We start from the raw sequence: 22,084 nt of genomic DNA on the forward strand, positions 1-22,084 counted from the left end.
ACCAGGGAGACCTCATGCCCGGCACAGCTCATCCGCCCGTCTCCGGCCACCCCGCGATCTCCCTGCGACGGGTGGCGGCCAACGGCATCGAGATCAACGTGGCGGTCGCCGGGAACGGACCCGCCGTCCTGCTGCTCCACGGCTTCCCGCACACCTGGCGGCTGTGGACCGAGGTCCTCCCCGGGCTCGCCCGGCACCACCGCGTCATCGCCCCGGACCTGCGCGGACTCGGCGCGACCACGAGAGCGGCGGACGGCTACGACGCCGGGACCCTGGCCACCGACGCCGAAGAACTCCTCACCGCTCTCGGCGAACCGTCGGCGGCGGTCGTCGGCATCGACGCCGGCGCCCCGCCCGCGTTCCTGCTCGCGATGCGGCGCCCCGAACGCGTACGGCGACTGGTGCTCATGGAGTCGTCGCTGGGCCCGTTGCCCGGCGCCGAGGACTTCCTCGCCGGCGGGCCGCCGTGGTGGTTCGGCTTCCACGCGGTTCCCGGCCTCGCCGAGACGGTCCTGGCCGGGCACGAGGCGGAGTACATCGACTGGTTCCTCACGGCCGGCACCCGCGGCCGCGGTGTGCCACGCGAGATCCGGGACGCCTTCATCGGCGCGTACACCGGGTCCGAGGCCCTGCGCTGCGCCTTCTCCTACTACCGGGCCGCCCCGGCGAACGCACGCCAGATCCAGGACGCCGCCGGCGCCCACCGGCTCACCGTGCCCACGATGGCGATCGGAGCCCACCCCGTCGGCGCCGCCCTCGAACGGCAGCTGCGGCCCGTCGCCGACGACCTCACCGGCCATCTCATCGAGGACTGCGGCCACATCATCCCGCTGGACCGCCCCGACGCCCTGCTACCGCTGCTGACGCCCTTCCTCGGTGCGCGCTGAAGTGACGCATGTCACGCCGGGTGGTGTCTTGTGGGCATGACCGAACACGACACACGCCACAAGCGGAACCGGCGACGCGACGGTCGACTACGGCACGCTGCTCGGCGACGGCATCGCGTTGGTCGTCGACAGCGCCACGCGCATCGACACCTCCGCCAGGACGGTAGAGCTGGCGTCGGGCCGCGCGCTGGACTACGACCACGTCATCTACGCGGTCGGCAGCAGCGCGGCGATACCGTCGTCGGTGTCCGGGGCGGCCGAGTTCGCCCTCCCCATCGCGGAGTTCGAGCCCGCGCAGCGGCTGCGCGCCAGGCTGGGGGAGTCGCCGCTCGATGCTCCGGTCACCGTGGTCGGCGGCGGGCCGACCGGCATCGAGACGGCCGCCGAACTGGCCGAACAAGGACGCACGGTCACGCTGGTGTGCGGCGGCACCCTGATGCCGTCACTGAGCACGCCGGGTCGCCGGTACGTCGCCAAGTGGCTGACCCGGCACGGTGTCACCGTGCGCGAGGGCGACGTGGTGACCGAGGTCCGGCCGGACTCAGTCGTCTTCGGCGATGGTGCGGTGCGTCCCAGCGCACTCACCATCTGGACGACGGGTTTCGGGGTGCCGGACCTGGCGGCGGCGAGCGGGCTGCGGACCGACGCGCTCGGCCGGCTGCTCACCGACGAGACGCTGACCAGCGTCGACGACGAACGTATCGTCGCGGCCGGCGACGCCGCCGCACCGTCGGGTCAGGCGGTGCGGATGAGCTGCCAGGCCGCCGGGCCGCTCGGGGCGCAGGCCGCCGACACCGTGCTGAGCCACATCGCGGGGACCGAATCCGCGCCGATCGACCTGGCCCTCACCGGGACGTGCATCAGCCTCGGCCGGCGCGTCGGCGTCCGGCAGCTCGCCCGCAAGGACGACGCCGTGGTGAACCTCTACATCGGCGGCCGCGTGGGCGCGAGGGTCAAGGAGATGACCTGCAGGCTCGGCGTGGTGAAGATCCGCCGCGAGGCCCGCAAGCCGGGTTCCCCGGGCTGGCTCAAGGGCGGCCCGAGGCCCGAGCAGCCGGTCTCCGTCGCGCAGGTGGTCACCTCCGAATGACGGCGGACGAGCACGCCGAACGGTTCACCCTGTTGCGGCCGCTGCTGTTCACGATCGTCTACGAGATCCTCGGCTCGGCGACCGAGTCCGACGACGTGCTGCAGGACAGCTATCTGCGGTGGGCCGGAGTGGACCTCGCGACGGTGCGGGACACCAAGTCGTATCTGGCGCGGCTGGTGACCCGCCAGGCGCTCAACGCGGTGCGGGCCGGCGCGCGCCGTCGCGAGGACTACATCGGCCCCTGGCTGCCCGAGCCGCTGCTGCTCGACGAGCACGACGCGTCGACCGATGTGGTGCTCGCCGAGTCGGTGTCCATGGCGATGCTCGTGCTGCTCGAAACACTCACCCCCGACGAACGAGCGGTGTTCGTGCTGCGCGAGGTGTTCGCCTTCGACCACGACGACATCGCCGCAGCGGTGGGTGAATCCGTGGCCGCGGTGCGCCAGGTGGCGCACCGCGCCCGCGCACACGTGCAGGCGCGCCGTAAACGCTTCGAGCCCGTCGACGCGGCGCAGATCACGCGGCTCACCGAGCAGTTCATGGCGGCCGCGGCCACCGGTGACACGGACGGGCTGCTCTCGCTGCTCGCGCCGGACGCCACCTGGACCGCCGACAGCGGCGGCAAGGCCACCGCGTCGCGCCGCCCGGTGGTAGGCGCGGAGAAGGTCGCCGCGCTCCTCATCGACCTCTTCCGCGCGGACCGGAGCATGCCGGACATGCGCATGGAGTTGGTCAACTGCAACAACGCGCCCGCGCTGGCCGCCTACCACGGCGACCACCTCGAAGGCGTCTTCCTGATCGAGATCACCGACGGCGAGATCACCAACTTCTACGCCATCCGCAATCCGGACAAACTCCTCGCGGTGGCGGTCCCGCGTCAGATCAGCCGGTAGGAAGCTCGCGAGTGGCGCTCATTCGGCCTGCTCCGCCTCATCGAGGCCGGACAGGGCCTCGTATACGGGGCGGAGCACGTCGGTCAGCTCCTTGCGGCGCACCTTGACCTTCGGCGGGTCGAGCAGCTTCAGCAGCAGCCCCGGCGGCATCGGGGGCGCCGGCGGGCGGTCGCGGACCGCGGCCGGGGTCCAGAAGTCGTCCAGGCGCTCGGTGATCGGTGTCTCCTCGATCTCCAGCGGGTCGGCCTCGGCCGCCGCGTCGGCGGAGTCGAGGCGGCGCAGGCTCGCCAGCAGGTCCTCTCGGGTGCGGCCGTTCCACGCGAGGATCAGGAACGGATCGTCGTCGAACGCCTCGGCCAGGAGGTAGAGGACGGCGGCGGTGTGCTTGCAGGGCTCGCCCCAGTCGGGGCAGCTGCACATCAGGTGCATGTCGCCCGAGGCCCCGGGGAACAGCGGGATGCCGAACGCGCCGAAGACGTCCTCGATCTCCGGCGGCATCTCGCCCGCCAGCAGCCGCGCGCGGAAGACCGCCTGCGAGGCCAGCGCCTCCTCGATCGCCGTCCAGGTCGGCTCGTCGATCGCGTCGATGCCGATCGCCACGTCGTACGGCTCGGCCTCCGAGCCCTGCACGCGCGCGGTGACCTCGTACGCGTCCACCCTCAGGTCGATCACCTGGCCCTTGCGGGCGTACGCGCGTCCCCGGCTCAGCCGGCCCTTGTCGGCGAACGACTCCAGCACGTCGATGAAGCGGCGCGACCACCACTCCTCGCCGATCGTGCCGCGTTCGCTGCGGGCGCGCAGCCCGCCCTCGACCGGGCGCGCGGGACCGTACATCGGCATCAGGCGCTCACCGCCTCGGACCCGAGGCGCACGACGTCGCGCAGCTCGGCGACGGACAGCTCGGTGAGCCAGCCCTCGCCGGTGCCGACGATGCGCTCGGCCAGGGCCTTCTTGCGCTCGATCATCTCGTCGACGCGCTCCTCCATGGTGCCCACGCAGATGAACTTGCGGACCTGGACGTTCTTGGTCTGGCCGATGCGGAACGCCCGGTCGGTGGCCTGGTCCTCGACCGCGGGGTTCCACCAGCGGTCGACGTGGATCACGTGGTTGGCGGCGGTGAGGTTCAGCCCCGTGCCGGCGGCCTTGAGCGACAGCAGGAAGACGGAGGGCTCGGCGTCCTGCTGGAACCGGCGGATCAATTCGTCGCGGCGTTTCTTGGTGGTGCCGCCGTGCAGCCACAGCACCGGCCGGTCGAGCCGTGCCTCCAGGTGGGGCTGGAGCATCGCGCCGAACTCGGAGTACTGGGTGAAGACGAGGGCCTTCTCGCCCTGCTCCACGACCTCGGCGCAGATCTCCTCCAGCCGCTCCAGCTTGCCCGAGCGGCCGGGCAGCCTCGAGCCGTCTTTCAGCAGGTGGGCGGGGTGGTTGCAGACCTGTTTGAGCTTGGCCATGGTCGCCAGGACGAGACCGCGCCGCTCCATGCCCTCGCTGTCCGCGATGCGGTCGAGCATGTCCTCGACCGTGGCCTGGTAGAGCGAGGCCTGCTCGGGCGTGAGGTTGCACCAGACCTTGATCTCCTGCTTCTCGGGCAGGTCGGTGATGATCGACTTGTCCGTCTTCAGGCGCCGCAGGATGAACGGGCCGGTTGCTCGGGCGAGCGCCGCCGCGGCCTCCTGGTCGCCGTGCGCCTCGATCGGTGCGGCGAACCGCTCACGGAAGGCCTGCCGCGGCCCGAGCAGCCCCGGGTTGGCGAACTCCATGATCGACCACAGCTCGGTCAGGTGGTTCTCGACGGGGGTGCCGGTGAGCGCGAGCCGGCCGCGCGCGGGAATGCCCCGCACCGCCTGCGCCTGCCGGGTGCCGCTGTTCTTCAGCGCCTGCGCCTCGTCGCAGACCACCCGGTCCCAGTCGATGGCCGACAGGGCCTCGCGGTCGCGGGCGGCCGTGCCGTAGGTGGTGAGGACGAGGTCGGCGTCGCGTACGGCGCGCTCCAGATCCTCCCCGTGATGCCGCCCGACACCGTGGTGGACGTAGACGCGCAGCTTGGGCGTGAACCGCGCCGCCTCCCGCTGCCAGTTGCCGATGAGCGACATCGGCCCGACGAGCAGCGTCGCCCCCGCGGCGGCCGACGTGCGACCACGCTCCAGCAACGCCAGCGTCTGCGCGGTGTTGTGGCAGAACATCCCCGCCGCCACGTAGTTGTGGTGCTCGGGCACTTCGAAGTCGTAGACCCAGCCCTCGTAGTCGACGTCCTCCGCCGACACGACGGTCGCGTAGAACGCCTGCCGGTCCACTCGGTCGTTCAACGTTTCGCGGATGGCGATCAACCTGTCGCGGTCCAGTCGCGCGTACGCGGCGAGTGTCGCGGCAGTCCACCTGCTCTTGGGGAGGGCGGAGTACTCGGCCAGAGCCCGGCCGTCGAGGACTCGGTCCATCGCTCCGACGACAGCCTTTGCCGAGTTCTTGGAAAGCTCCTGGCTGCCGTCGAAGTACACCGGCTTCACGCCGAAATGCCGCATCGGAAGCCCGGTGAGGGTGTGAGCCGCGGACAGCAGATCACTTCCGGGTATGCCTTCGACGTTAGTGTTCGCAGGGAGTTCGCAGATCCTGTCGAGCTTTTCCTGCTTTTCTGGATCGGCGATGCCGATGTACTCGCGGAAGAGCCGAGCGCTCGACCCGCCGATAAGTCCGATGGCGTATGGTCGTTTGGTCCTCGTTCCATTGGTGGCACAGTTCATCCTGATTGAGATGCGCAACCATATGCCGAACCGTCTGAGCATCGTTGCCAGTTGCTGCATCAAGAGCGGGGATGCTGAGGCGATCTCTATAAGGCGGGTCCGAGTACCGACTGATCCCTCGGCGGCGAAATAGTGGCGGAGAAAGAGGCGAAGTGTGTCATCGTCCGCTGAGACGATGAAGTCAGGGATCTTCTTGTGGGCCGCCACGCGGCCCCAGCGGTATCCGAGTTCTTCAAGGAAATAGGCGTACGACTTACTGTGCATTCGCAGCGTCGGACAGGAGTGGTGGGTATCCGGCTCCAGTATTCTCGGTGTGTTCAGCTTGAGATCGAACCGGTGTCCCACCCGGAGTAGGCGCTGATGGAGATCGTCAAGTACCTCGCTCTTTTTCTGGGTGATGCGCAGTACCCAGCCGTCGCCTTCGTACCCCTCGCTGATCTGCCAGGCGAGAAGAATCGTTAGATCCGGGTCGACTGATCGGCCGACGTGGAGAAGGCGCGCCGGTACGCATACGCGGTCGCCGGGCTTGAGATCATTCGTCCAGCCGTCGCGTCCCATTAGCCGATGGCGTCGCGTCACCATGATCGAGCTGCCATCGGAAAGGCTGATGCGGCGGACGGGCTCACGAATGTGCTGCCGATATAGTCGGCATATCTCGGTTTCAACGACCTGACCGTTGCCGTCGAGAGAGTTCGTCGTCAACCGCTGTGTAGGCTGGGCCCACTCGCCCTCTCCATCCGGCTCGATCGGACCGGCGAAGCGGGCCCACATGTCCTTCGCTTTGATCAATGCCCCGTTCGACAAAACAGGCGTTTCTGGTAGCAAACACTTTCCGAGTCCCATGTCGTCCGCAAGCACCGCACCTAGCCCCAAGCTGTCCAAAAAGGACAGCCAGGCCAGACCGCGTTCCTGGTACGGGCGCAGGGTGCCCTCGAAGCCCTCCGGGGTGGGGATCGGCTCCAGGCGGCGGTCGGCCTCGCCGGACAGCAGGTCGCCCAACGCGCCGTCGGCGTCGATCTCCAGCAGCGGCAGTGTGTCGTCGCCCGCGTGGATGGCGGCGCGTACGGCCTGGGCCGCGCTCATCTCTCCCTCGCGGCCCCGGCTGAGGAACTCCAGCGCCGCGCGGAGCTGCGCGTCGTCCAGCTCCACCCAGCGGCCGCGCAGCCGGACCAGCGGCGCCTTGAGCCGGGCCAGCTCGGCCAGCTCCTCCTCGGTGATGTCCTCGCCTTCGACCGCCAGGTCCCACCGGAAGTCGACGAGGTCGCCGAGGCCGAATCCGGAGGAGACGGTGGCGCCCGAGGACTCGGTCTTGGTGCGCGTCGTCAGCTTCATGCCGAGCCGTGCCCGCCCGGCCCACTGGGGCAGCTGCACGCCGAACCCGGCCGCCGACAGCAGCGGCGCGACCTCGCGCAGGAACGCGAACGCGCCCGCGGCGTCCGTGGTGACGCTCGTCGGCGTGGCCATCCGCAGCGCGTCGGCGATGCGGGGATAGAGCCGCAGCGCGCGGCCCAGGCCCGCGAGGAGCGTCTCCTCGGCGTCGGCGACCGAGGTGACCTCGCCGGTCCAGATCGCGGCGGCCGGGACGTAGAGGCTCGGGTCGTCGGTGCCCTGCAGCGCGAACTGCACCGACCACGGCCCGCCGGGATCGTCCTCGGGCGGCTCGGTGAGCCGGAAGCAGACGCGCAGCGGGCCCGACGGACGGCTCGCGGCCGCCGCCCAGTCGTCGAGGGCGGCGCCGAGAGTGGCCGGGTCGTCGCCCGGCTCGCGCGCCACGGACGGATCCGGGCCGGTCAGCGCCGCCGCCCAGCGCTCGGCGAGCGGCAGCCGGTCGGGCACCCGGCCGGTGCGGTCGGCCAGCAGCGGGTGCGGGACGATGCCGCGCACCGCCGCGTCGGCCAGGCCGGTCAGCGCCTCCAGCAGCAGCTCCGCCGCGGGACGGCCGCCGTCGGCGGCGCGGCAAGCGGGCGGCATCGCGCGGGCCAGCTCGCGGAACCGCTCGGCGTCCGCGCCGGTGACCACCGGCCGCCAGCGGGCGGTCAGGTCGCCGTCCTCGCGCAGGAGCGCGGGCAGCACCCGGCCGCGCCCGGCGAGGTGCACCGCCTCGTCGGCGACGAGCGCGAAGAACCGCAGGTCGGAGCCGCGTACGACGTCGTCGGCCTCGCCGGTGGAGGAGAGCAGGGCCATCGCGGCGAACGGGTCGAGGGCCAGCGCCGGCACCCGCCACACGTGGGCGGCGGGACGCTTGGCCGACGGCTCGCGGGCCAGCTCCGGTGAGGGCAGCGGGCCGTCGGCCGAACCGGGCAGGAGCAGGGACAGCGTGACCCGCATGGCCCCGGCGGTGAGCGGCGCGTACGAGGTGCCGGTGAAGTCGGCCGCGGCGAACGGGTGCGGCCGTGGAGTGACGCGGACACGCGTGGTCGCCGGCAGCGCGGGATCCTCCGCCCACAGGCACAGCGCACCGCCGTGCCAGGTGGCGTGCGCGACCAGCATCCCCCGTGCCTCCCAACGTGACGGACCCCGGCGAAGCTACCAGCAGCCTCCGACGCCCGCGGCCCGTGACGGCGTACGGGTCAGGTTCCGGACGAGCGGAGGCACTTCTCGCCGCCCGGCATCGGCTGGGACTGGTCGTACGGGTCGTGCGCCGGGCCGGTCCCGGGCGACCGCTCCGGCGCCGAGTCGTGGTAGGCCGGATGGATGAACCCGTCACGTACGTCGCACCGGGCCGGGTCGGAGAAGAACTCCCAACGCGACGTGTGGCTGTGCAGGGTGCCGCCGCTCGAATAGAAGAGGACCTCGCCGCTGAGCCGCACCACGAGCCGCTCCAGCGTGGCGGGGGAGCCGGGGCGTTCGATCGGATAGACGAACAGGTAGTCGAACCGCACACCCGCGCCGCGGAGGTGGTTCACGGCCGACGGGTGCGCCGACATGGTGCCGTGCACCTTGATGACCGGGCCGGAGAGCGCGGCGGTGTTCGGCGCGAACGTCACGACCCACGAGCGGGTGCGCTTGTCGAGGTCGGGGTTGTTGAGGTTGGTGACGAAGTACGACCGCTCGTCCGGGCCGACCGCGCGGGCGAAGGCGTCCGGACTGCCGCCGAGCAGCGTCGGCCGGTCCAGCCCCGCCGCGACGAGACGCTTCCGGGTCCTCGCGTACGCCGCCTCGACGTCGCGCGCGGACAGGCCGCCCGTCGCGGTCGCGGCCGGCGGCGTGATGCCGGCGGCGCCGTCGGCGTACGCGGCGGCGGGCGAACCCTCGAACGGGTCGGCGGCGCGCAGCGTCGGCACCGCGCCCCGCCGGACCGGCGTCGTCTCCGGGGACAGCCCCCGGCCGCCGCGGACCTTCCAGCCGAGCGCGCCGACCGCGGCGAGCGCGACGAGGACCGCGAGCACCGTGCCGGTCGTCTTCAGCCGGGAGCCGCGCCGCTGCCGTGTCATCGCGCGCCGTCGCCGCCGTTCCGCGCGGGCGAGCCGCCGGCGCTTCCGCCATCCGGGGCGCTTGCCGCGTTCCCGCGCCGAGGGTTCGGTGAACGCTGCGTTCTTGACGAAGTCCTCGTCGAAGAGGAGGTGGTCGGGGTCGCCCGGCATGGCGGTGTTCCATTCAATGATCAAGGATGAGCGGCTGAACCCTAGCGACCACGGACGCCTTGACGGAAGAGGTGACCGTTCGCGGCCGTCGGGGTTGACGTGCCGCTACGCCGAGAGGCGCCGCGCGTTAGGCTCGCGGACGCAGCGCAGTCGATCGTTTGGAGGGGCCGTGGGGGAGTTCGTGCGTCTCGAGGTCGCCGATGGGGTGGCGACGATCCGGCTGGACCGGCCGAAGATGAACGCCATCAACGCCCGGCTGCGCGACGAGCTGGCCGAGGCGGCGCGCGCCGCCGACGCCGACCCGGCCGTGCGCGCCGTGATCCTCTACGGCGGCGAGCGGGTCTTCGCGGCCGGCGCGGACATCAAGGAGATGGCCGAGCTCTCCTACGTCGAGGCGGCCGGGCACTGCCGCGCCCTGCAGGGCGCGCTGGACGCCGTCGCCGGGATCGGCGCGCCCGTCGTGGCCGCGATCACCGGTTACGCGCTCGGCGGCGGGCTCGAACTCGCGCTGTGCGCCGACTTCCGGGTCGCCGGCGAGTCGGCCAAGGTCGGCCAGCCGGAGATCCTGCTCGGCGTCATCCCCGGCGCCGGCGGCACGCAGCGGCTGCCGCGGCTGATCGGCCCGTCCCGCGCCAAGGACCTGATCTTCACCGGCCGCCACGTCCCGGCGGACGAGGCGCTCGACCTCGGGCTCGTGGACAAGGTCGTGCCGGACGACCGGGTGTACGAGGCCGCCAAGGAGCTGGCCGCGCGGTACGCCGGCGGGCCCGCGGCCGCGCTGCGCGCCGCCAAGGAGGCCGTCGACGCGGGCCTGGAGGTCGACCTCGCCACCGGTCTGGAGATCGAGCGGCTGCACTTCTCCGCCCTGTTCGCCACCGAGGACCAGAAGATCGGGATGCGCAGCTTCGTGGAGGAAGGACCGGGAAAGGCGAAGTTCGTCGGCCGCTGACCGGAACCTGCCTCCCGGCCCGTACGTCACACGTCGTGGACCCGTACCGAAGACTCAGGAGGTGAGCGTGGTCCAGCCGCAGTTGCCGCCGGCGGCCATGGCCCGGCTCGGCCAGGCACGGCAGGCCGGCACGTGGACCTCCAGCCTGAGCGTCGGTGAGTTCGCCGGACTGCGCGCCATCGGGTTCGAACCGGTCGGCCAGGTGATGGGCAGCACGGTCCACAACCTCGGCTGGTGGTACGGCGCGAGGGTCGACTGCGGTTACCGCAGCGGGCTGTTCGGGTCGGGCGCCGCCGTCACCGTCACCTCGGGCATGCAGGGGGCCTGGGGCGGATACGGCACCTACGTCGACACGCTCTACCGCGCCCGGCACACCGCGATGAGCCGCATGGCCGCGGAGTGCGCGGCGCTCGGCGGCGACGGCGTCGTCGCGGTCGAGCTGACCATCGCTCCGTTCCAGGGCGCCTCACACCATCTGGAGTTCCAGGCGGTCGGCACGGCCGTGCGCGCGGTCGGTCCCGTACGGCCCGGCCGGGTCTTCCTGTCCCATCTGAGCGGCCAGGACTTCGCCAAGCTCATCCAGGCCGGCTGGGTGCCGGTCGATCTCGTGATGGGCGCCTCGGTGGGCGTGCGCCACGACGACTGGCGCACCGGCTGGTCGACCGGGACGTTCGCCCCGGCCCAGGAGGTGATGGGCTGGACCGAGCTCGTCTCGGTCACCCGGCACGAGGCGCGCGGGCACTTCCTGTCCGACACGGCGCGTACGGGCGCCGACGGCGTCGTGGTGTCCGGCATCGACCTGCGCGTACGCGAGCGCGAATGCTCCTACAACGACCACCAGCACGACCACGTCGTCGAGACGACGATCATCGGCACCGCCGTCGCCGAGTTCCGCACCTCCCACCATCCGCCCTCCTCGCTGACGATCATGAGGTTGTAGCCACATGACCGAGCGAAGCGAGGGAACCGGCAAGCACAGCACCGTTGGTCATGAGGCCGACGAAGGAGGTCACATGACCGATCCCATTTCCCAGGGGGTCCCCGCCGACGCAATGGCGCGCCTCGCCGAGCTGCGGCCGGGCGCCCCCGGGTCACTGTTCACCAGCGACCTGTCCGTCAACGAGTTCCTGCTGGTCCGCGAGGCGGGCTTCCGGCCGCTCGGCCTGGTGCTGGGCAGCTCGATCTACCACGTCGGCATCCAGGTCGGCCGGTGGAGCAAGAACATGGAGCTGGACCAGCTCTCCGGCGCGATGTACCACGCGCGTGAGCTGGCGATGACCCGCATGGAGGCCGAGGCCGACCAGCTCGGCGCGGACGGCATCGTCGGGGTGCGCCTGCGCGTGGAGTTCCGTGACTTCGGCAGCGACATCGCCGAGTTCATCGCCATCGGCACCGCGGTCAAGGCCGACGACACTTCGCAGAACTGGCGCAACAACAAGAACCAGCCGTTCACCTCCGACCTGAACGGCCAGGACTTCTGGACCCTCATCCAGGCGGGCTACGCGCCGCTGGGCATGGTCATGGGCACGTGCGTGTACCACGTCGCCCACCGGCGGCTCGGGTCGGTGCTGGGCAGCATGGGGCAGAACGTCGAGATCCCGGAGTTCACCCAGGCCCTGTACGACGCGCGGGAGCTGGCGATGAGCCGCATGCAGGCCGAGGGTCAGGCGCTGCACGCGGAGGGCATCGTCGGCGTGTACCTGGACCAGTTCCACCACCAGTGGGGCGGCCACACGATGGAGTTCTTCGCCATCGGCACCGCCGTACGCCCGCTGCGCGCCGATCATGTGATCGCCAAGCCGCAGATGGTGCTCGGCCTCGACCGCTGATTCACTGGACGTCGTGACTCCACTCACGCGGGAACGCGCGGGCTTCCTGCGGGTGTGGCTAGGCCGCGTCGCAGAGGGCCAGCCCGGCCCTGTTGAGGATGTTCGTCGCGCCGACGTGGTCCGCGTTGGCGGTGAAGCCGCACGCCGTGCACTGGAACTTGGCTTGGGTGAGGCGGTTGTTCGCGCTGACGTGCCCGCAGCCTCCAGCCGAGGGCGGGCAGGTGCGGGAGGTGTTGCGGGCGTTCACCGGGATCACGAGCCGACCGGCGCTTTCAGCCTTGTCGGCCAGGATTCGGAGGAACTGTCCCCAGCCCGCGTCGAGGATGGTGCGGTTGAGCCCGGCCTTGGCGGCGGCGCGGTGGGCCTTGGTGCGTCGCCGGGTGCGTTCGGGGAACGTCGCGAGGTGCCGCTGGGCTTCGGCGAGTTCACCGGCTACCGTCGCAAAGAACTTCGGGTTGGCGACGTGGGCGCCGCCGGAGGTGGTCAAAAAGTGCGTCGTCCCCATGTCGATACCGACGAGGGCGCCGGTGGGCGCGAGCGGTTCGGCGGGGACGTCGTCACAGGCCAGGACGATGTACCAGCGTTTGCCCTCACGCTTGACGCTGATCGTTTTCACGCGGCCCCGTACGGGCCGGTGCTGGTGTACGCGCACATGCCCGACACTTTGCAGGCGTACCCGGGCCTGGGTGGCGTGGGGGCTGGAGTCCCAGCGGCAGCCGTCGCCGTCCTTGGGGAAGACGACGGTGTCGAAGTGCCCGGACCCTTTGAACCGTGGGTAGCTCGGCGTCTGCCCGGCCTTGATCCGGCGGAAGAACGCGGCGAACACCTTGTCCAAGCGACGCAGCGTGGCCTGCTGGGAGGAGAACGACCACCGGCCCTGACCGTCGGGGTCATCAGCACGGATCGCCTTCAGCTCCGCCGACTGCTCGCCGTAGCGGACCGTCACACCCGCCCTGCGGTAGGCCGTACGACGGTGTTCCAAAGCGGCGTTGTACAGCGAACGGTGATCCCGCAGCATCTCACCCAGCACGACCGTCTGACGGGCCGTCGGACGCAAGAGGAACTTATAAGCGCGGATCACGAACCGTCCTGTTTCGTATTCTCCCATCCACGTTCGTCGGCCTTGGCGTGGATCAGCTCCTCTAGACGTGCCGCGGCCTGGCCGTCGAGGACCGGGCGGCGGTACTTCGGACACGACACCATGTGCAGCCCGAGGTCGTACACGGCGCCCGAGAACCGGCGAACCCTCCCGGCCGCAGCCGCACCGCTAACATACAGACATCGCCTGTTCACGAAGCGTGTAATCCCTGAACCGGCCACACCCGGGCGGGGTGGCCGTCCCGGCTACGCCGGGCAGCCCCTAGGGGACCTTCGATTCCCCCACCGGCTAGAGCCGGTAGTCCCTCTCGAAGGAGACCTGATGGAATTCGACACGGTGGCCGCCGCCCTGCGGCAGGACGCGGCGGACGTCGCCACCTACGCGCGCGTGCTCACGGTGACACTGGCCGACGTGCTGCCGCCGGGCAGCGTGACGGTCGAGTACGAGCGCAGCCTCGGTGACCGTCTCAAGGGCCGCGAGGGTCATCCCAGCCGGATCGTGGTCCGCCTGGGCGAGCGCACCCTCTCGCTGACCGGCGGTCACCGGCCGGTCGCCGAGATCCACCACGAGGTACGCGGCGTGGTGCTGTCCCGCGACCAGGTGAGCCTGGACGTGTGGGTCCAGGCTCTGGCCCGCGAACTGGTCGCCCAGGCGGAGACGGACGCCCGCGCCGCCGAGGCCCTGCGCCGCCTGGTCACCGGCGCCTGACGCGCCCGATCGGCCTCACACGGTGGGCCGCCGTGCGTACACCTCGATCTCGATCTTCATCCGGGGGTCGGCGAGGCCGCACATGAGCATCGTGGCGGCCGGCCGGACCTCGCCGAAGCAACGGCGCAGGACCGGCCAGCAGGGTTCGAAGTCCGCCCGGTCGGGCAGCAGATAGCGCACCCGCACCACGTCGGCGAAGGTGCACTTCGCCTCGGCCAGCGCGGCCTCGATGTTGCGGAGGGCCTGCTCGGCCTGTTCCACGACGTCCTCGGAGATCGTCATGGTGGTGTAGTCGAACCCGGTGGTCCCGGACACGTGGACCCAGTCGCCGTCGAGCACGGCGCGGGCGTAGCCGATCTGCTCCTCGAAGGTCGAGCCGCTGAGGATCGCGCGTCGCTCTGTCATGCGCCGAACGCTAAGGGGCCCAGCACGGATACGTCTAATACCGCCTTCGGCACCGCTTGATATCTCTAGGCGTATGGAGCGCCCCGAACTACCGCTGGCACAGTTGCACGCCTTCGTCGTGCTCGCCGAGGAACTCCACTTCGGCCACGCCGCCGCGCGTCTGGACATCGCCCAGCCGCCGCTGAGCCAGCAGATCCGCCGCCTGGAGGACAAGGTCGGCCATCCGCTGTTCGACCGCGGGCCCAGACGCGTCACGCTGACCCCGGCGGGCCGCGAACTTCTCCCGGCCGCCCGGCGGGCCCTCGCCGACCTCACGGCCGGCCTGGCCGCGGCGCGGGCCGTCGGCAGCGGGGAGGCGGGCCGCCTGCGGATCGGCTTCGCCGCCTCCCTCGCCCTGACGGTGCTGCCCGGCCTGCTGCGCACCTTCAGGCAGCGGTTTCCCGAGGTGCACCTGGACATCCACGAGATGACCACCGCGCCGCAGATCGCCGCCCTGCACGACGAGACCATCGACATCGGACTGCTGCGCGAACCCCCTGCCGACGAGACGGAACTCCGCTTCGAGACGGTACTCAGCGAACCCTTCGTGGCGGTGCTGCCATCCGCCCACCCACTGTCCGCCGGGCGCACCGTGAGGCTCTCGCAGCTGGCGGACTCGCCGTTCGTGCTGCTGCCCCGCGAGGCCGGCCCGCGACTCCACGACCAGATCACGGGCCTGTGCGCCGCCGCGGGCTTCTCACCCCGGATAGCCCAGCACGCAGTGGAATGGCAGACCGTGTGCGCGCTCGTGGGGAGCGGACTGGGCGTCTCCCTGGCCCCGGCGAGCATCCGGCACATCCGCCTGAAAGGCGTCGCCTTTCGCCGGATCGAGCCCGGCACCGCCCGCACGGGAGTCGCCGTCGCCTGGCGCGAGGGCGACCAGAATCCCCTGGTCGCGCACCTGCTGGCGGCCGTCGGCCACGATCCGGCGGAGGAGCCACCCGCTCGTCGGCCGTCGGGCCGTGCGAGCCGGTGCTCGCCTCGATCCCGGTGACCGGGCCGTCGTCGCTCGCGGCGGGTGCGAAGGCGACGCTCACCGGGACCGGCGCGGCCGTCGGTGGTGACGCCTGCCGACGCTCACCCTGCCGATCGCCGACCCTGCCTCGCCCGTGTGGACCTCCAGCGACTCGCGAGTGGCCTCGGTCGACCGGGCCACCGGCGGGCTCACCGCGCACCGGCCGGGCACGGCGACCGTTTCGGTCACCAGCGGAGGCGTGACCGGAAAGCTCATCTCGACCGTGACCGGGTGAACCATCCACCCCCGCGCGGTACGGTCGTGCTTGCCGTATCGCGAGGGGGGTTCTCCACCATGAGGGTTTTCGTTTCGGTCGACATGGAGGGCGTCTCCGGGCTCACCGATCCGGACGAGATGCGCGCCGAGGGCCGAGGCTACGAGCGCGGCTGCGAGCTGATGACCGCGGACGCGAACGCCGCGGTCGCCGGGGCGTACGAGGCCGGCGCGGTCGACGTCGTCGTCACCGACGCGCACGGCAGCACCAAGAACATCCGCGCCGACCTCATCGACGAGCGGTGCACGCTGATCCGCGGGCCGTACCGCCCGCTGCGGATGGGCCAGGGCATCGGCCCGTCGCACGACGCGGCCATGTTCGTCGGCTACCACGCCCGCGCCGGCGTGCCCCACGGCGTGCTCAATCACACCTGGATGGGCTATGAGATCCAGAACCTCTACCTCAACGGCGAGGTCTGCGGCGAGATCGGGCTGATCGCCGGGCTGGCCGGCTCGATGGGCGTGCCGGTCGTGCTGGTCACCGGCGACGAGGCGGCCTGCGCCGAGGCCCGCGTACTGCTCGGCGACGTGGAGACGGTCGAGGTGAAGAAGGGCATCGACCGTTACTCCGCCGAGGTGCTGCCGCCCGCGCGGGCCCAGTCGCTGATCCGCGCCGCGGCCGCCCGCGCGCTGCGCGACCTCGACCGGTTCCGCCCCCACGTGGTCGAGCCGCCGTACACCCTCGGTATCGACTGGGCGTCGACGTCGATGGCCGAGTCGTGCGCGATGATCCCCGGCGTCAAGCGCGCGGGCACCCGCTCGGTGGAGTTCACCAGCGACGACTACGGTCAGATCATGTCGGTGCTCGGCATCCTGGCGACCATCGGCGGCAGCGTCGGCTGCAGCGGGCAGCAGTACGGCTGACCTGGCGTCTGGCACGGAGACGGAGCATGACGGACATCCGAGATCTCTTCCTCACGGCGGCCGACGGGGCGGCCGGCCTGCTGGCCGGCCCGGAGGTGGCCGACGCGTGGGACGAGCCGAGCGCGCTCGACCGGCTCAGCGTGCGGGGCCTGGCCGGTCACCTCGCCGGCCAGATCCTCTTCGTCTCCCAGGCGCTCGACGGCCCCGAGGCGGCCGAGGAGACGATCGGGATCCACGCCTACTACGCGCGGGCGGCCTGGATCGGCTCCGACCTGGACGACGAGTTCAACCAGGGCATCCGGGCCAAGGGGGAGAAGGACGCCGCCGACGGCCCGCGGGCGCTCGCCGAGCGGGCCGCGACGGCCGTCGCGGCACTGCGCGTCGCGCTCCCGGACGCGCCGTCCCGCCGCGTCCGCCGCGCGGGCTGGCCGTTCTCGCTCACGCTGGACGACTTCGTGACGAGCCGGCTGCTGGAGATCACGGTGCACAGCGACGACCTCGCCTGCAGCGTCGGCGTGCCAACGCCCGAACTGCCCGCCGAGGCCGTCGAGACGGTCGTCGATCTGCTGTCCCGCATCGCGATCCGCCGGCACGGCGCCGTCGAAGTGCTGCGCGGCCTCAGCCGCGCCGAGCGCGCGCCCGCCTCCATCTCGGCCCTGTGAGAGAGTTCGACACATGTGGGGACTGACACTCGAACCCGCCCTCGACCGCACCGACCTGCTCGCCGCGCCCGTCGCCGAGGCGCTGCGCGGCTGGAAGGGTGAGGGCTCCTTCCAGGTCGCCGAGATCGATCCCGAGCTCGCCGACACGGCCGCGTTCTGCGAGCGGTACGGGACTCCGCTCGAAGCCTCCGCCAACTGCGTGATCATCGCGGCCAAACGGGGCGGTGAGGTGCGCCTCGCCGCCTGCGTGGTGCTGGCGACGACCCGCGCCGACGTGAACGGCGTGGTCCGCCGGCGCCTCGACGCGCGCAAGGCGTCGTTCGCCTCGCAGGACCAGGCCGTGGCGGAGACCGGGATGGAGTACGGCGGCATCACCCCGTTCGGCCTCCCGCCGGCCTGGCCGGTGCTGGTGGACGCGGCGGTCGTCGAGCAGCCCTACGTCGTGGTCGGCAGCGGTGTGCGCCGCTCCAAGCTCGTGGTGCCCAGCGCGTCGCTGGCCGAGATCGCGACGGGCGAGGTCCTGCCGGACCTCGCCCGCCCCGTGGCCTCCTGACCGTCTCTCACCGGCAGGCCGTGCCGGAGCACTTCTCCAGGCGGTGCAGCATCGACTTCAGCTGGGCCAGACGCTTCGCGGGCACCTGGCTCACGGTGTTGTCCAGCTCGTCCGGGTCCTTGGCGAGGTCGTAGTACTCACGCTCGCCGTCGGCGTACTCCACGTAGACCTCGTGGGCCGTGCGGATCGCCTCGTAGCTCGGCGGGTTGCCGCTCGCCCTGGTCGGCCGGTCGGGGTCGTTCACCGCGTTGTCGGGACCGTGGTGCTCGACCAGGACCGCGTCACGTGTGTCCTTCACCGTGCCGCCCGTGAAGAACGGCGTGAGCGAGCGTCCGTCCACCGTGTCCGGCACCTTGACACCGCCGAGAGTCTCGAAGGTCGGGCACAGGTCGGTGTTCTGGGCGAGCGCGGAGGTCTTGTGGCCGGCGGCGACGCCGGGCCCGGTGACCACGAGCGGCACGTTGACGTCGGTGTCGTAGGCGGTCATCTTCCCGGAGGCGAGGCGGTGCTCGCCCATGTGGAAGCCGTTGTCGGAGCCGAACACGACGTAGGTGTCGCGGTCGACGCCGTTCGCCCTCAGGGCCGTCTGGAGGTCGCCGAGCATCTTGTCGACCGCCTGCACGGCCTGGGCCCGCTTGCGGAACGAGGTGTCGATCTTGTTGATCTGTTTCGCGGTGAGCTTGGGATGGTCCTTGATCCACGCGGGCTTGTCGGACATGTCCGCCTCATTGAATGAGGGCCCGCGCGGGGCCTTGAGCCCCGGGAACTTGTTCGCGTCGCGCGGCGCCGGCGTGAACGGGCCGTGCGGGGCGAAGGTCGCCAGCTCCATCATGAACGGCCGCCCGGACCTGGCCGACGCGGCGATGAAGTCCTGGCCCTTGCGGTTCAGCACGTCGGTCAGGTAGTCGCCCGGCCGGTGGCCGTACTTGACGACGCGGCCGTTCTCGTTGAGCGAGTAGTCGAACTCGGGGTAGCCGTCGCCCGCGACGTCCCACTCGCTCCAGCCGGGCGGCACCGGGTCGGCCGGCTGGTAACCGTTGAGGTACTTGCCCATCATGGCGGTGCGGTAGCCCGCCGCCCGCAGCGCGGTCGCGAACGTGTTCCGCTGGTTCCCGTGGGCGTTGAACGCCTGGTAGCCGCCGTCCGCGCCGCTGTTGGTGAAGACGCCGGTGTCGTGCGGGAACTCGCCGGTGAACGTCGTCGACCGTGAGGGGCAGCACAGCGAGTCGGTCACGAAGTAGTGCGTGAAGGTCGTCCCCTGCCGCCGCATCCGCGCGAGCTCCGGCATGTACGGGAGGAGGTTGGTCGCGAGGTCGTCGGTCAGCACGAAGACGATGTTGGGCCGGTCCGCCGCGTGCGCCGCCGACCGGGAGGTCCGCTCGGTGGCGTCCGCCCGGCAGGAGGCGAGCGCCAGGCCGGCCGCGAGGGTCAGTGCCACGAGCCGCTTCATCTCTGGCCTTCCGTCGGTGACATGACAGACCGTCAGCGTGACCGAAGAGCCTTGGAAGACCGTGGGATCACCCTGGCACGCGCATGGGAGGCCCACGGGGATCGGTCAGGGGCCCGTCAGAGCGCCGGAGTACGCTCCCGGGTCATGCTGCCGCCCGAACCCGGCCCCGAGGGCTCCGAGCCCGGCCGCGCACCGGTCCGCCGTGCCCGTATGGTCGGCCGGCGCGGCCGGCCCCTCTCGCTGGTCGTCGCCATCCTCCTCTTCGCGGCCTTCTGGATCTGCTCGGTGGGCACGGCGGTGTGGGGCCTGGCCCACGGCCGGAAGGGCGGCCATGGCGGTGACGTCGCCTACATCGTGTTCTGGACGCTGGTCTTCGCCCTGATGGTCTGGCGCCTGTGGCGCGGCGGGCGCGTGGCGATCGCCTTCATGTCCAGGGTCGGCACGCTGATCGGCGGCCTGTTCCTGGTCGCGACGGTGGCCTTCGCCGTGCTGTTCGCCACCGATCCGCCGGGCGGGTCGGCACTGGACTTCGTGCCCTACCTGCTGCCGACGCCGGTCGCGGGCGGCGCGCTGCTGACCGCCGGCCTGCTCCTGCGCCGCCGCGAGGTCTCCCGCTGGAGCGGTTCCTAACGGGAGATCACGGCTCAGCCGTGCTTCAGCGCGTTGCCCAGCAGGCCGAGCGGCGGTGAGCCGAGCTCGAACAGCGCACGGTGGAAACGCTGCGGGGAGTACCCGTCGCCCCACTCGCTCCGGGCGCGTTCGCGCAGGCGCAGGATCTCCAGCTTGCCGTGCGTGTACCGGCCGTACGTCGGGTCGAACACGGCGCGCGCGGCCTCCGCGTGCGCCGCCGATCCGGCCAGGTGGGTGTCGGCGGCGAAGCGCCGGGCCCCGTCCTCGACCGCCATGGCGCCCGTGTGCACGCCGATCGCGCAGGCGAGCCGGGTGACGCGGACCAGCGACTCCAGCCACACGCCGATCTCGAACCGCGGGTCGTCGGCCTGGAAGCCCTCCTCGACGCAGAGCTCCTCGGCGTAGTGGGCCCAGCCCTCGACGAAGGCGAGGGAGAACAGCGTCCGCCGTACGACGGTCGGCGCGTGGCGCAGCGCGCGGCCGTGCGAGAAGTGCCCGGGGGCGACCTCGTGCACCGTCACGCCCGGCAGGGTCGTGGCGCTGAACACCTGCAGCCAGTCCTCGATGTCCTCCTCGGGCCAGGAGGGGTCCGGCGGCGTGATGTGGTACCAGGACGGCGAGTCCGGCTCGCCCGGCGCCGCCCACGACATCATCGCCATGCCCCAGCGGCGTGACTCCGGCGCCAGGCCGACGAGGCACTCGCCGTCGTGGTACGGCACCAGGTCGTGTTCGCGGGTGAACGCCAGGGCCTGCCGGGTCCAGTCGCGGGACGCGTCGATGACGCCGTCGATGTCCGGGTGGTCCCGTACGAGCTCGCGGCACAGGTCCAGGGCGGGCCGCGCCGGGTCCAGGCGCGCGCAGGCCTCGGTCAGCCGCGCCATCAGCCGGTCGCGTTCGCGGTCGGCCTCGGCGGCCAGGGCATCGAGGTCGAGGTCGAGCGCCTCCGAGGCGCCCATCAGCCGGGCCAGCGCGGGGCCGCCGAGCGCGGCGTCCGGGTCGCCGTGCTCGGCCAGGTGCTCCAGGTGCGCGACCAGCCGCGCGTGCGCCGTACGGGCCTTGTCTCCGGCCTCACCGGCGTCGGCCGGGATCCCGGCGGCGAGGCCGCGCACCGGACCCAGCAGCGCACGTGCGACCGGCGCCGGCACCCGGTCGAGCGTGCGGACGGCGACGTCGGCCGCTTCCGGCCAGCCCGCCAGGTGCCGCGCCCGTGCCGCCTCGCGCTCGGCGGCCGGGGCGTACTCCCGGTCGTAACAGGCCAGGTCAAGGGCGTCGAGATGGTCGAGCGGGTTGCGGCGGTGCATCTCCAGCTCGCCGTAGGAGACCCGCAGGAACTCCTCGAACGCGCGTAGGTGAGCCTCGTCGTGCGGGTCGTCGAGAGGGTCGCCGGCGCCGACCCGGCTCAGCGCGTCCGCCACCCCGGCGGCCGAGTAGTCGGGCAGCCGGCCGTCGTATTCATGCCGGCCCGCCCCTTCGCGCGCCCAGGGCATGAGAAGGTCGCAGACCGCGCGCAGCCGCGGAGGTAGATCGTTCATGTCCCGACATTACTCGGAACCCGCGGCCGTGATCTCGCGTCGAACCGGGCATGAACGTCATAGGGGTTCGGCATCTGGGCTCCTACGACCTGCTGGAGCCGGTCGGGGAGGGCGCCACGTCCGTCGTGCATCGCGCGATGGACCCTTATCGACGCGTGGTCGCGGTCAAGGAACCACGGGGGGACCTGGCCGCCGACCCGGCGATCCGGCGCCGGCTGGCCCGCGAGGCGCAGACGATGGCGCGGGTGCGCAGCCCGTATGTCGCGGAGGTGTTCGACGCCTGCCTGGAGGGGGAACGGCCGTTCATCGTGACCGAGTTCGTCGCGGGCGTGCCGCTGCGCGACCTGGTGGCCAGGTTCGGCCCGATGCGGGGTGAGATGCTGACCGGGTTCGCCGGCCGGCTCGCGCAGGGACTCGCGGCGATCCACGGCGCGGGCGTGCTGCACCGCGACCTCAAGCCGGGCAACGTCATGGTCGCGGCGGGCGCGCCGAAGATCATCGACTTCGGCATCGCGCAGGAGTCGGGCGCGGCGCAGCACACCCAGGTCGGCGTGCTGACCGGCACGCCCGGCTACGTCGGGCCGGAGCTCATCGACGGCGGGCGGTCGAGCGAGGCCTCCGACGTCTTCTCGTGGGCGGCCACGGTCGCCTTCGCCGCGACGGGCCGGCCGCCCTTCGGCGCCGGGTCGTTGCACGGCGTGTGCTTCCGCGTGCTGCGCGGCGCGGCCGACCTCGACGGTGTGTCCGAGCCGGTCGTGTCGCTGCTGCGGCTCGCGTTGCGCCGGGACCCGGCCGCGCGGCCTTCGGCGGCGTGGCTGGCCACCCGGCTTACGGTAGGGGAACCAGGCCTCGCGTTCGCCGCGATGTCCTGATTGCCGCCCGCT

21 protein-coding genes and 2 pseudogenes are annotated in these 22,084 nt (G+C 71.7%); 14 read left to right on the top strand and 9 right to left on the bottom strand.

Going from position 1 to position 22,084, the window contains the following annotated elements; genetic code table 11:
• Positions 1–14: 14 nt before the first annotated feature.
• From ACQEV1_RS15020 to sigJ, 3 genes are all read left to right on the top strand, one after another.
• On the top strand, positions 15–887 hold the full coding sequence (locus ACQEV1_RS15020; RefSeq protein ID WP_285617986.1) for an alpha/beta fold hydrolase: 873 nt from the start codon (positions 15–17) through the stop codon (positions 885–887).
• Between the two features lie 112 nt (positions 888–999).
• A complete protein-coding gene (locus tag ACQEV1_RS15025; RefSeq protein ID WP_433405907.1) occupies positions 1,000–1,977 on the top strand; it encodes an NAD(P)/FAD-dependent oxidoreductase in 978 nt (325 codons plus the stop codon).
• Positions 1,974–2,870: an RNA polymerase sigma factor SigJ gene (gene sigJ / locus ACQEV1_RS15030; protein ID WP_433394425.1), complete on the top strand. Its 897-nt coding sequence runs from the start codon at positions 1,974–1,976 to the stop codon at positions 2,868–2,870. The genes ACQEV1_RS15025 and sigJ overlap by 4 nt, the downstream gene beginning before the upstream one ends.
• An 18-nt stretch (positions 2,871–2,888) precedes the next feature.
• Here the strand turns inward: sigJ and ACQEV1_RS15035 are convergent, their stop codons facing one another.
• The 4 genes and pseudogenes from ACQEV1_RS15035 to ACQEV1_RS15050 form a co-directional block, all read right to left on the bottom strand.
• A complete protein-coding gene (locus ACQEV1_RS15035) occupies positions 2,889–3,710 on the bottom strand; it encodes an SWIM zinc finger family protein (RefSeq protein ID WP_433394427.1) in 822 nt (273 codons plus the stop codon).
• Entirely contained in the window at positions 3,710–6,691 is a 2,982-nt protein-coding gene (locus ACQEV1_RS15040; RefSeq protein WP_433405909.1) for an SNF2-related protein, read from the bottom strand. Before ACQEV1_RS15040 ends, ACQEV1_RS15035 begins: the two co-directional genes overlap by 1 nt.
• Positions 6,674–8,098, bottom strand: a pseudogene (locus tag ACQEV1_RS15045) (SNF2 helicase-associated domain-containing protein); the annotation flags it as partial. The gene ACQEV1_RS15040 and the pseudogene ACQEV1_RS15045, both read right to left, overlap by 18 nt.
• 80 nt (positions 8,099–8,178) lie before the next feature.
• Positions 8,179–9,216 (bottom strand): hypothetical protein, encoded by a 1,038-nt coding sequence (locus tag ACQEV1_RS15050; RefSeq protein WP_433394429.1) that lies wholly within the window; start codon positions 9,214–9,216, stop codon positions 8,179–8,181.
• Between the two features lie 145 nt (positions 9,217–9,361).
• On the opposite strand from ACQEV1_RS15050, the gene ACQEV1_RS15055 reads away from it, so the two are divergent.
• From ACQEV1_RS15055 to ACQEV1_RS15065, 3 genes are all read left to right on the top strand, one after another.
• On the top strand, positions 9,362–10,141 hold the full coding sequence (locus tag ACQEV1_RS15055; RefSeq protein ID WP_285617978.1) for an enoyl-CoA hydratase/isomerase family protein: 780 nt from the start codon (positions 9,362–9,364) through the stop codon (positions 10,139–10,141).
• Between the two features lie 61 nt (positions 10,142–10,202).
• On the top strand, positions 10,203–11,081 hold the full coding sequence (locus ACQEV1_RS15060; RefSeq protein ID WP_285617976.1) for a heavy metal-binding domain-containing protein: 879 nt from the start codon (positions 10,203–10,205) through the stop codon (positions 11,079–11,081).
• Positions 11,082–11,154: 73 nt separating this feature from the next.
• Positions 11,155–11,970 (top strand): heavy metal-binding domain-containing protein, encoded by an 816-nt coding sequence (locus tag ACQEV1_RS15065; protein ID WP_433394432.1) that lies wholly within the window; start codon positions 11,155–11,157, stop codon positions 11,968–11,970.
• A gap of 58 nt (positions 11,971–12,028) precedes the next feature.
• Here the strand turns inward: ACQEV1_RS15065 and ACQEV1_RS15070 are convergent, their stop codons facing one another.
• A complete protein-coding gene (locus tag ACQEV1_RS15070; protein WP_433394434.1) occupies positions 12,029–13,051 on the bottom strand; it encodes an RNA-guided endonuclease InsQ/TnpB family protein in 1,023 nt (340 codons plus the stop codon).
• A 20-nt stretch (positions 13,052–13,071) separates the two neighbouring features.
• Positions 13,072–13,194 (bottom strand): annotated as a pseudogene (locus ACQEV1_RS15075) (transposase); the annotation flags it as partial.
• Positions 13,195–13,390: 196 nt separating this feature from the next.
• Between ACQEV1_RS15075 and ACQEV1_RS15080 the strand changes: the two are divergent.
• A complete protein-coding gene (locus tag ACQEV1_RS15080; protein WP_433394436.1) occupies positions 13,391–13,777 on the top strand; it encodes a hypothetical protein in 387 nt (128 codons plus the stop codon).
• Between the two features lie 15 nt (positions 13,778–13,792).
• Here the strand turns inward: ACQEV1_RS15080 and ACQEV1_RS15085 are convergent, their stop codons facing one another.
• Positions 13,793–14,182, bottom strand: a complete 390-nt coding sequence (locus tag ACQEV1_RS15085) for a RidA family protein (protein ID WP_433394438.1) — start codon at positions 14,180–14,182, stop codon at positions 13,793–13,795.
• A 73-nt stretch (positions 14,183–14,255) separates the two neighbouring features.
• On the opposite strand from ACQEV1_RS15085, the gene ACQEV1_RS15090 reads away from it, so the two are divergent.
• The 5 genes from ACQEV1_RS15090 to ACQEV1_RS15110 all read left to right on the top strand — a co-directional run bounded on the left by ACQEV1_RS15090 (position 14,256) and on the right by ACQEV1_RS15110 (position 17,588).
• Positions 14,256–15,215, top strand: a complete 960-nt coding sequence (locus tag ACQEV1_RS15090) for a LysR family transcriptional regulator (protein ID WP_433394440.1) — start codon at positions 14,256–14,258, stop codon at positions 15,213–15,215.
• A 115-nt stretch (positions 15,216–15,330) separates the two neighbouring features.
• Complete coding sequence (locus ACQEV1_RS15095; protein ID WP_433394442.1) at positions 15,331–15,471, top strand: Ig-like domain-containing protein; 141 nt, start codon at positions 15,331–15,333, stop codon at positions 15,469–15,471.
• A gap of 59 nt (positions 15,472–15,530) precedes the next feature.
• Positions 15,531–16,373 carry a M55 family metallopeptidase gene (locus ACQEV1_RS15100; RefSeq protein ID WP_285617966.1) on the top strand — a complete coding sequence of 281 codons (843 nt, stop codon included), beginning with the start codon at positions 15,531–15,533 and terminating at the stop codon, positions 16,371–16,373.
• A gap of 26 nt (positions 16,374–16,399) precedes the next feature.
• Complete coding sequence (locus ACQEV1_RS15105; RefSeq protein ID WP_433394444.1) at positions 16,400–17,035, top strand: maleylpyruvate isomerase N-terminal domain-containing protein; 636 nt, start codon at positions 16,400–16,402, stop codon at positions 17,033–17,035.
• A 13-nt stretch (positions 17,036–17,048) separates the two neighbouring features.
• The gene (locus ACQEV1_RS15110; RefSeq protein ID WP_433394446.1) at positions 17,049–17,588 is read left to right on the top strand and encodes a YbaK/EbsC family protein; all 540 of its coding nucleotides are present in this window, start codon (positions 17,049–17,051) and stop codon (positions 17,586–17,588) included.
• A 7-nt stretch (positions 17,589–17,595) separates the two neighbouring features.
• On the opposite strand, the gene ACQEV1_RS15115 is transcribed toward ACQEV1_RS15110, so the two are convergent.
• Complete coding sequence (locus ACQEV1_RS15115; protein WP_433394448.1) at positions 17,596–19,038, bottom strand: sulfatase family protein; 1,443 nt, start codon at positions 19,036–19,038, stop codon at positions 17,596–17,598.
• Between the two features lie 144 nt (positions 19,039–19,182).
• On the opposite strand from ACQEV1_RS15115, the gene ACQEV1_RS15120 reads away from it, so the two are divergent.
• Positions 19,183–19,668: a hypothetical protein gene (locus ACQEV1_RS15120; RefSeq protein WP_433394450.1), complete on the top strand. Its 486-nt coding sequence runs from the start codon at positions 19,183–19,185 to the stop codon at positions 19,666–19,668.
• A gap of 14 nt (positions 19,669–19,682) precedes the next feature.
• Here the strand turns inward: ACQEV1_RS15120 and ACQEV1_RS15125 are convergent, their stop codons facing one another.
• On the bottom strand, positions 19,683–21,200 hold the full coding sequence (locus tag ACQEV1_RS15125) for a DUF885 family protein (RefSeq protein WP_433394452.1): 1,518 nt from the start codon (positions 21,198–21,200) through the stop codon (positions 19,683–19,685).
• Positions 21,201–21,250: 50 nt separating this feature from the next.
• Between ACQEV1_RS15125 and ACQEV1_RS15130 the strand changes: the two genes are divergently transcribed.
• A complete protein-coding gene (locus ACQEV1_RS15130) occupies positions 21,251–22,072 on the top strand; it encodes a serine/threonine-protein kinase (RefSeq protein WP_285617955.1) in 822 nt (273 codons plus the stop codon).
• The last annotated feature ends 12 nt before the right edge of the window (positions 22,073–22,084 follow it).

It is taken from the genome of Actinoallomurus sp. CA-142502 (assembly GCF_050936355.1).
GTDB classification, from domain to species: Bacteria; Actinomycetota; Actinomycetes; order Streptosporangiales; family Streptosporangiaceae; genus Actinoallomurus; species Actinoallomurus iriomotensis.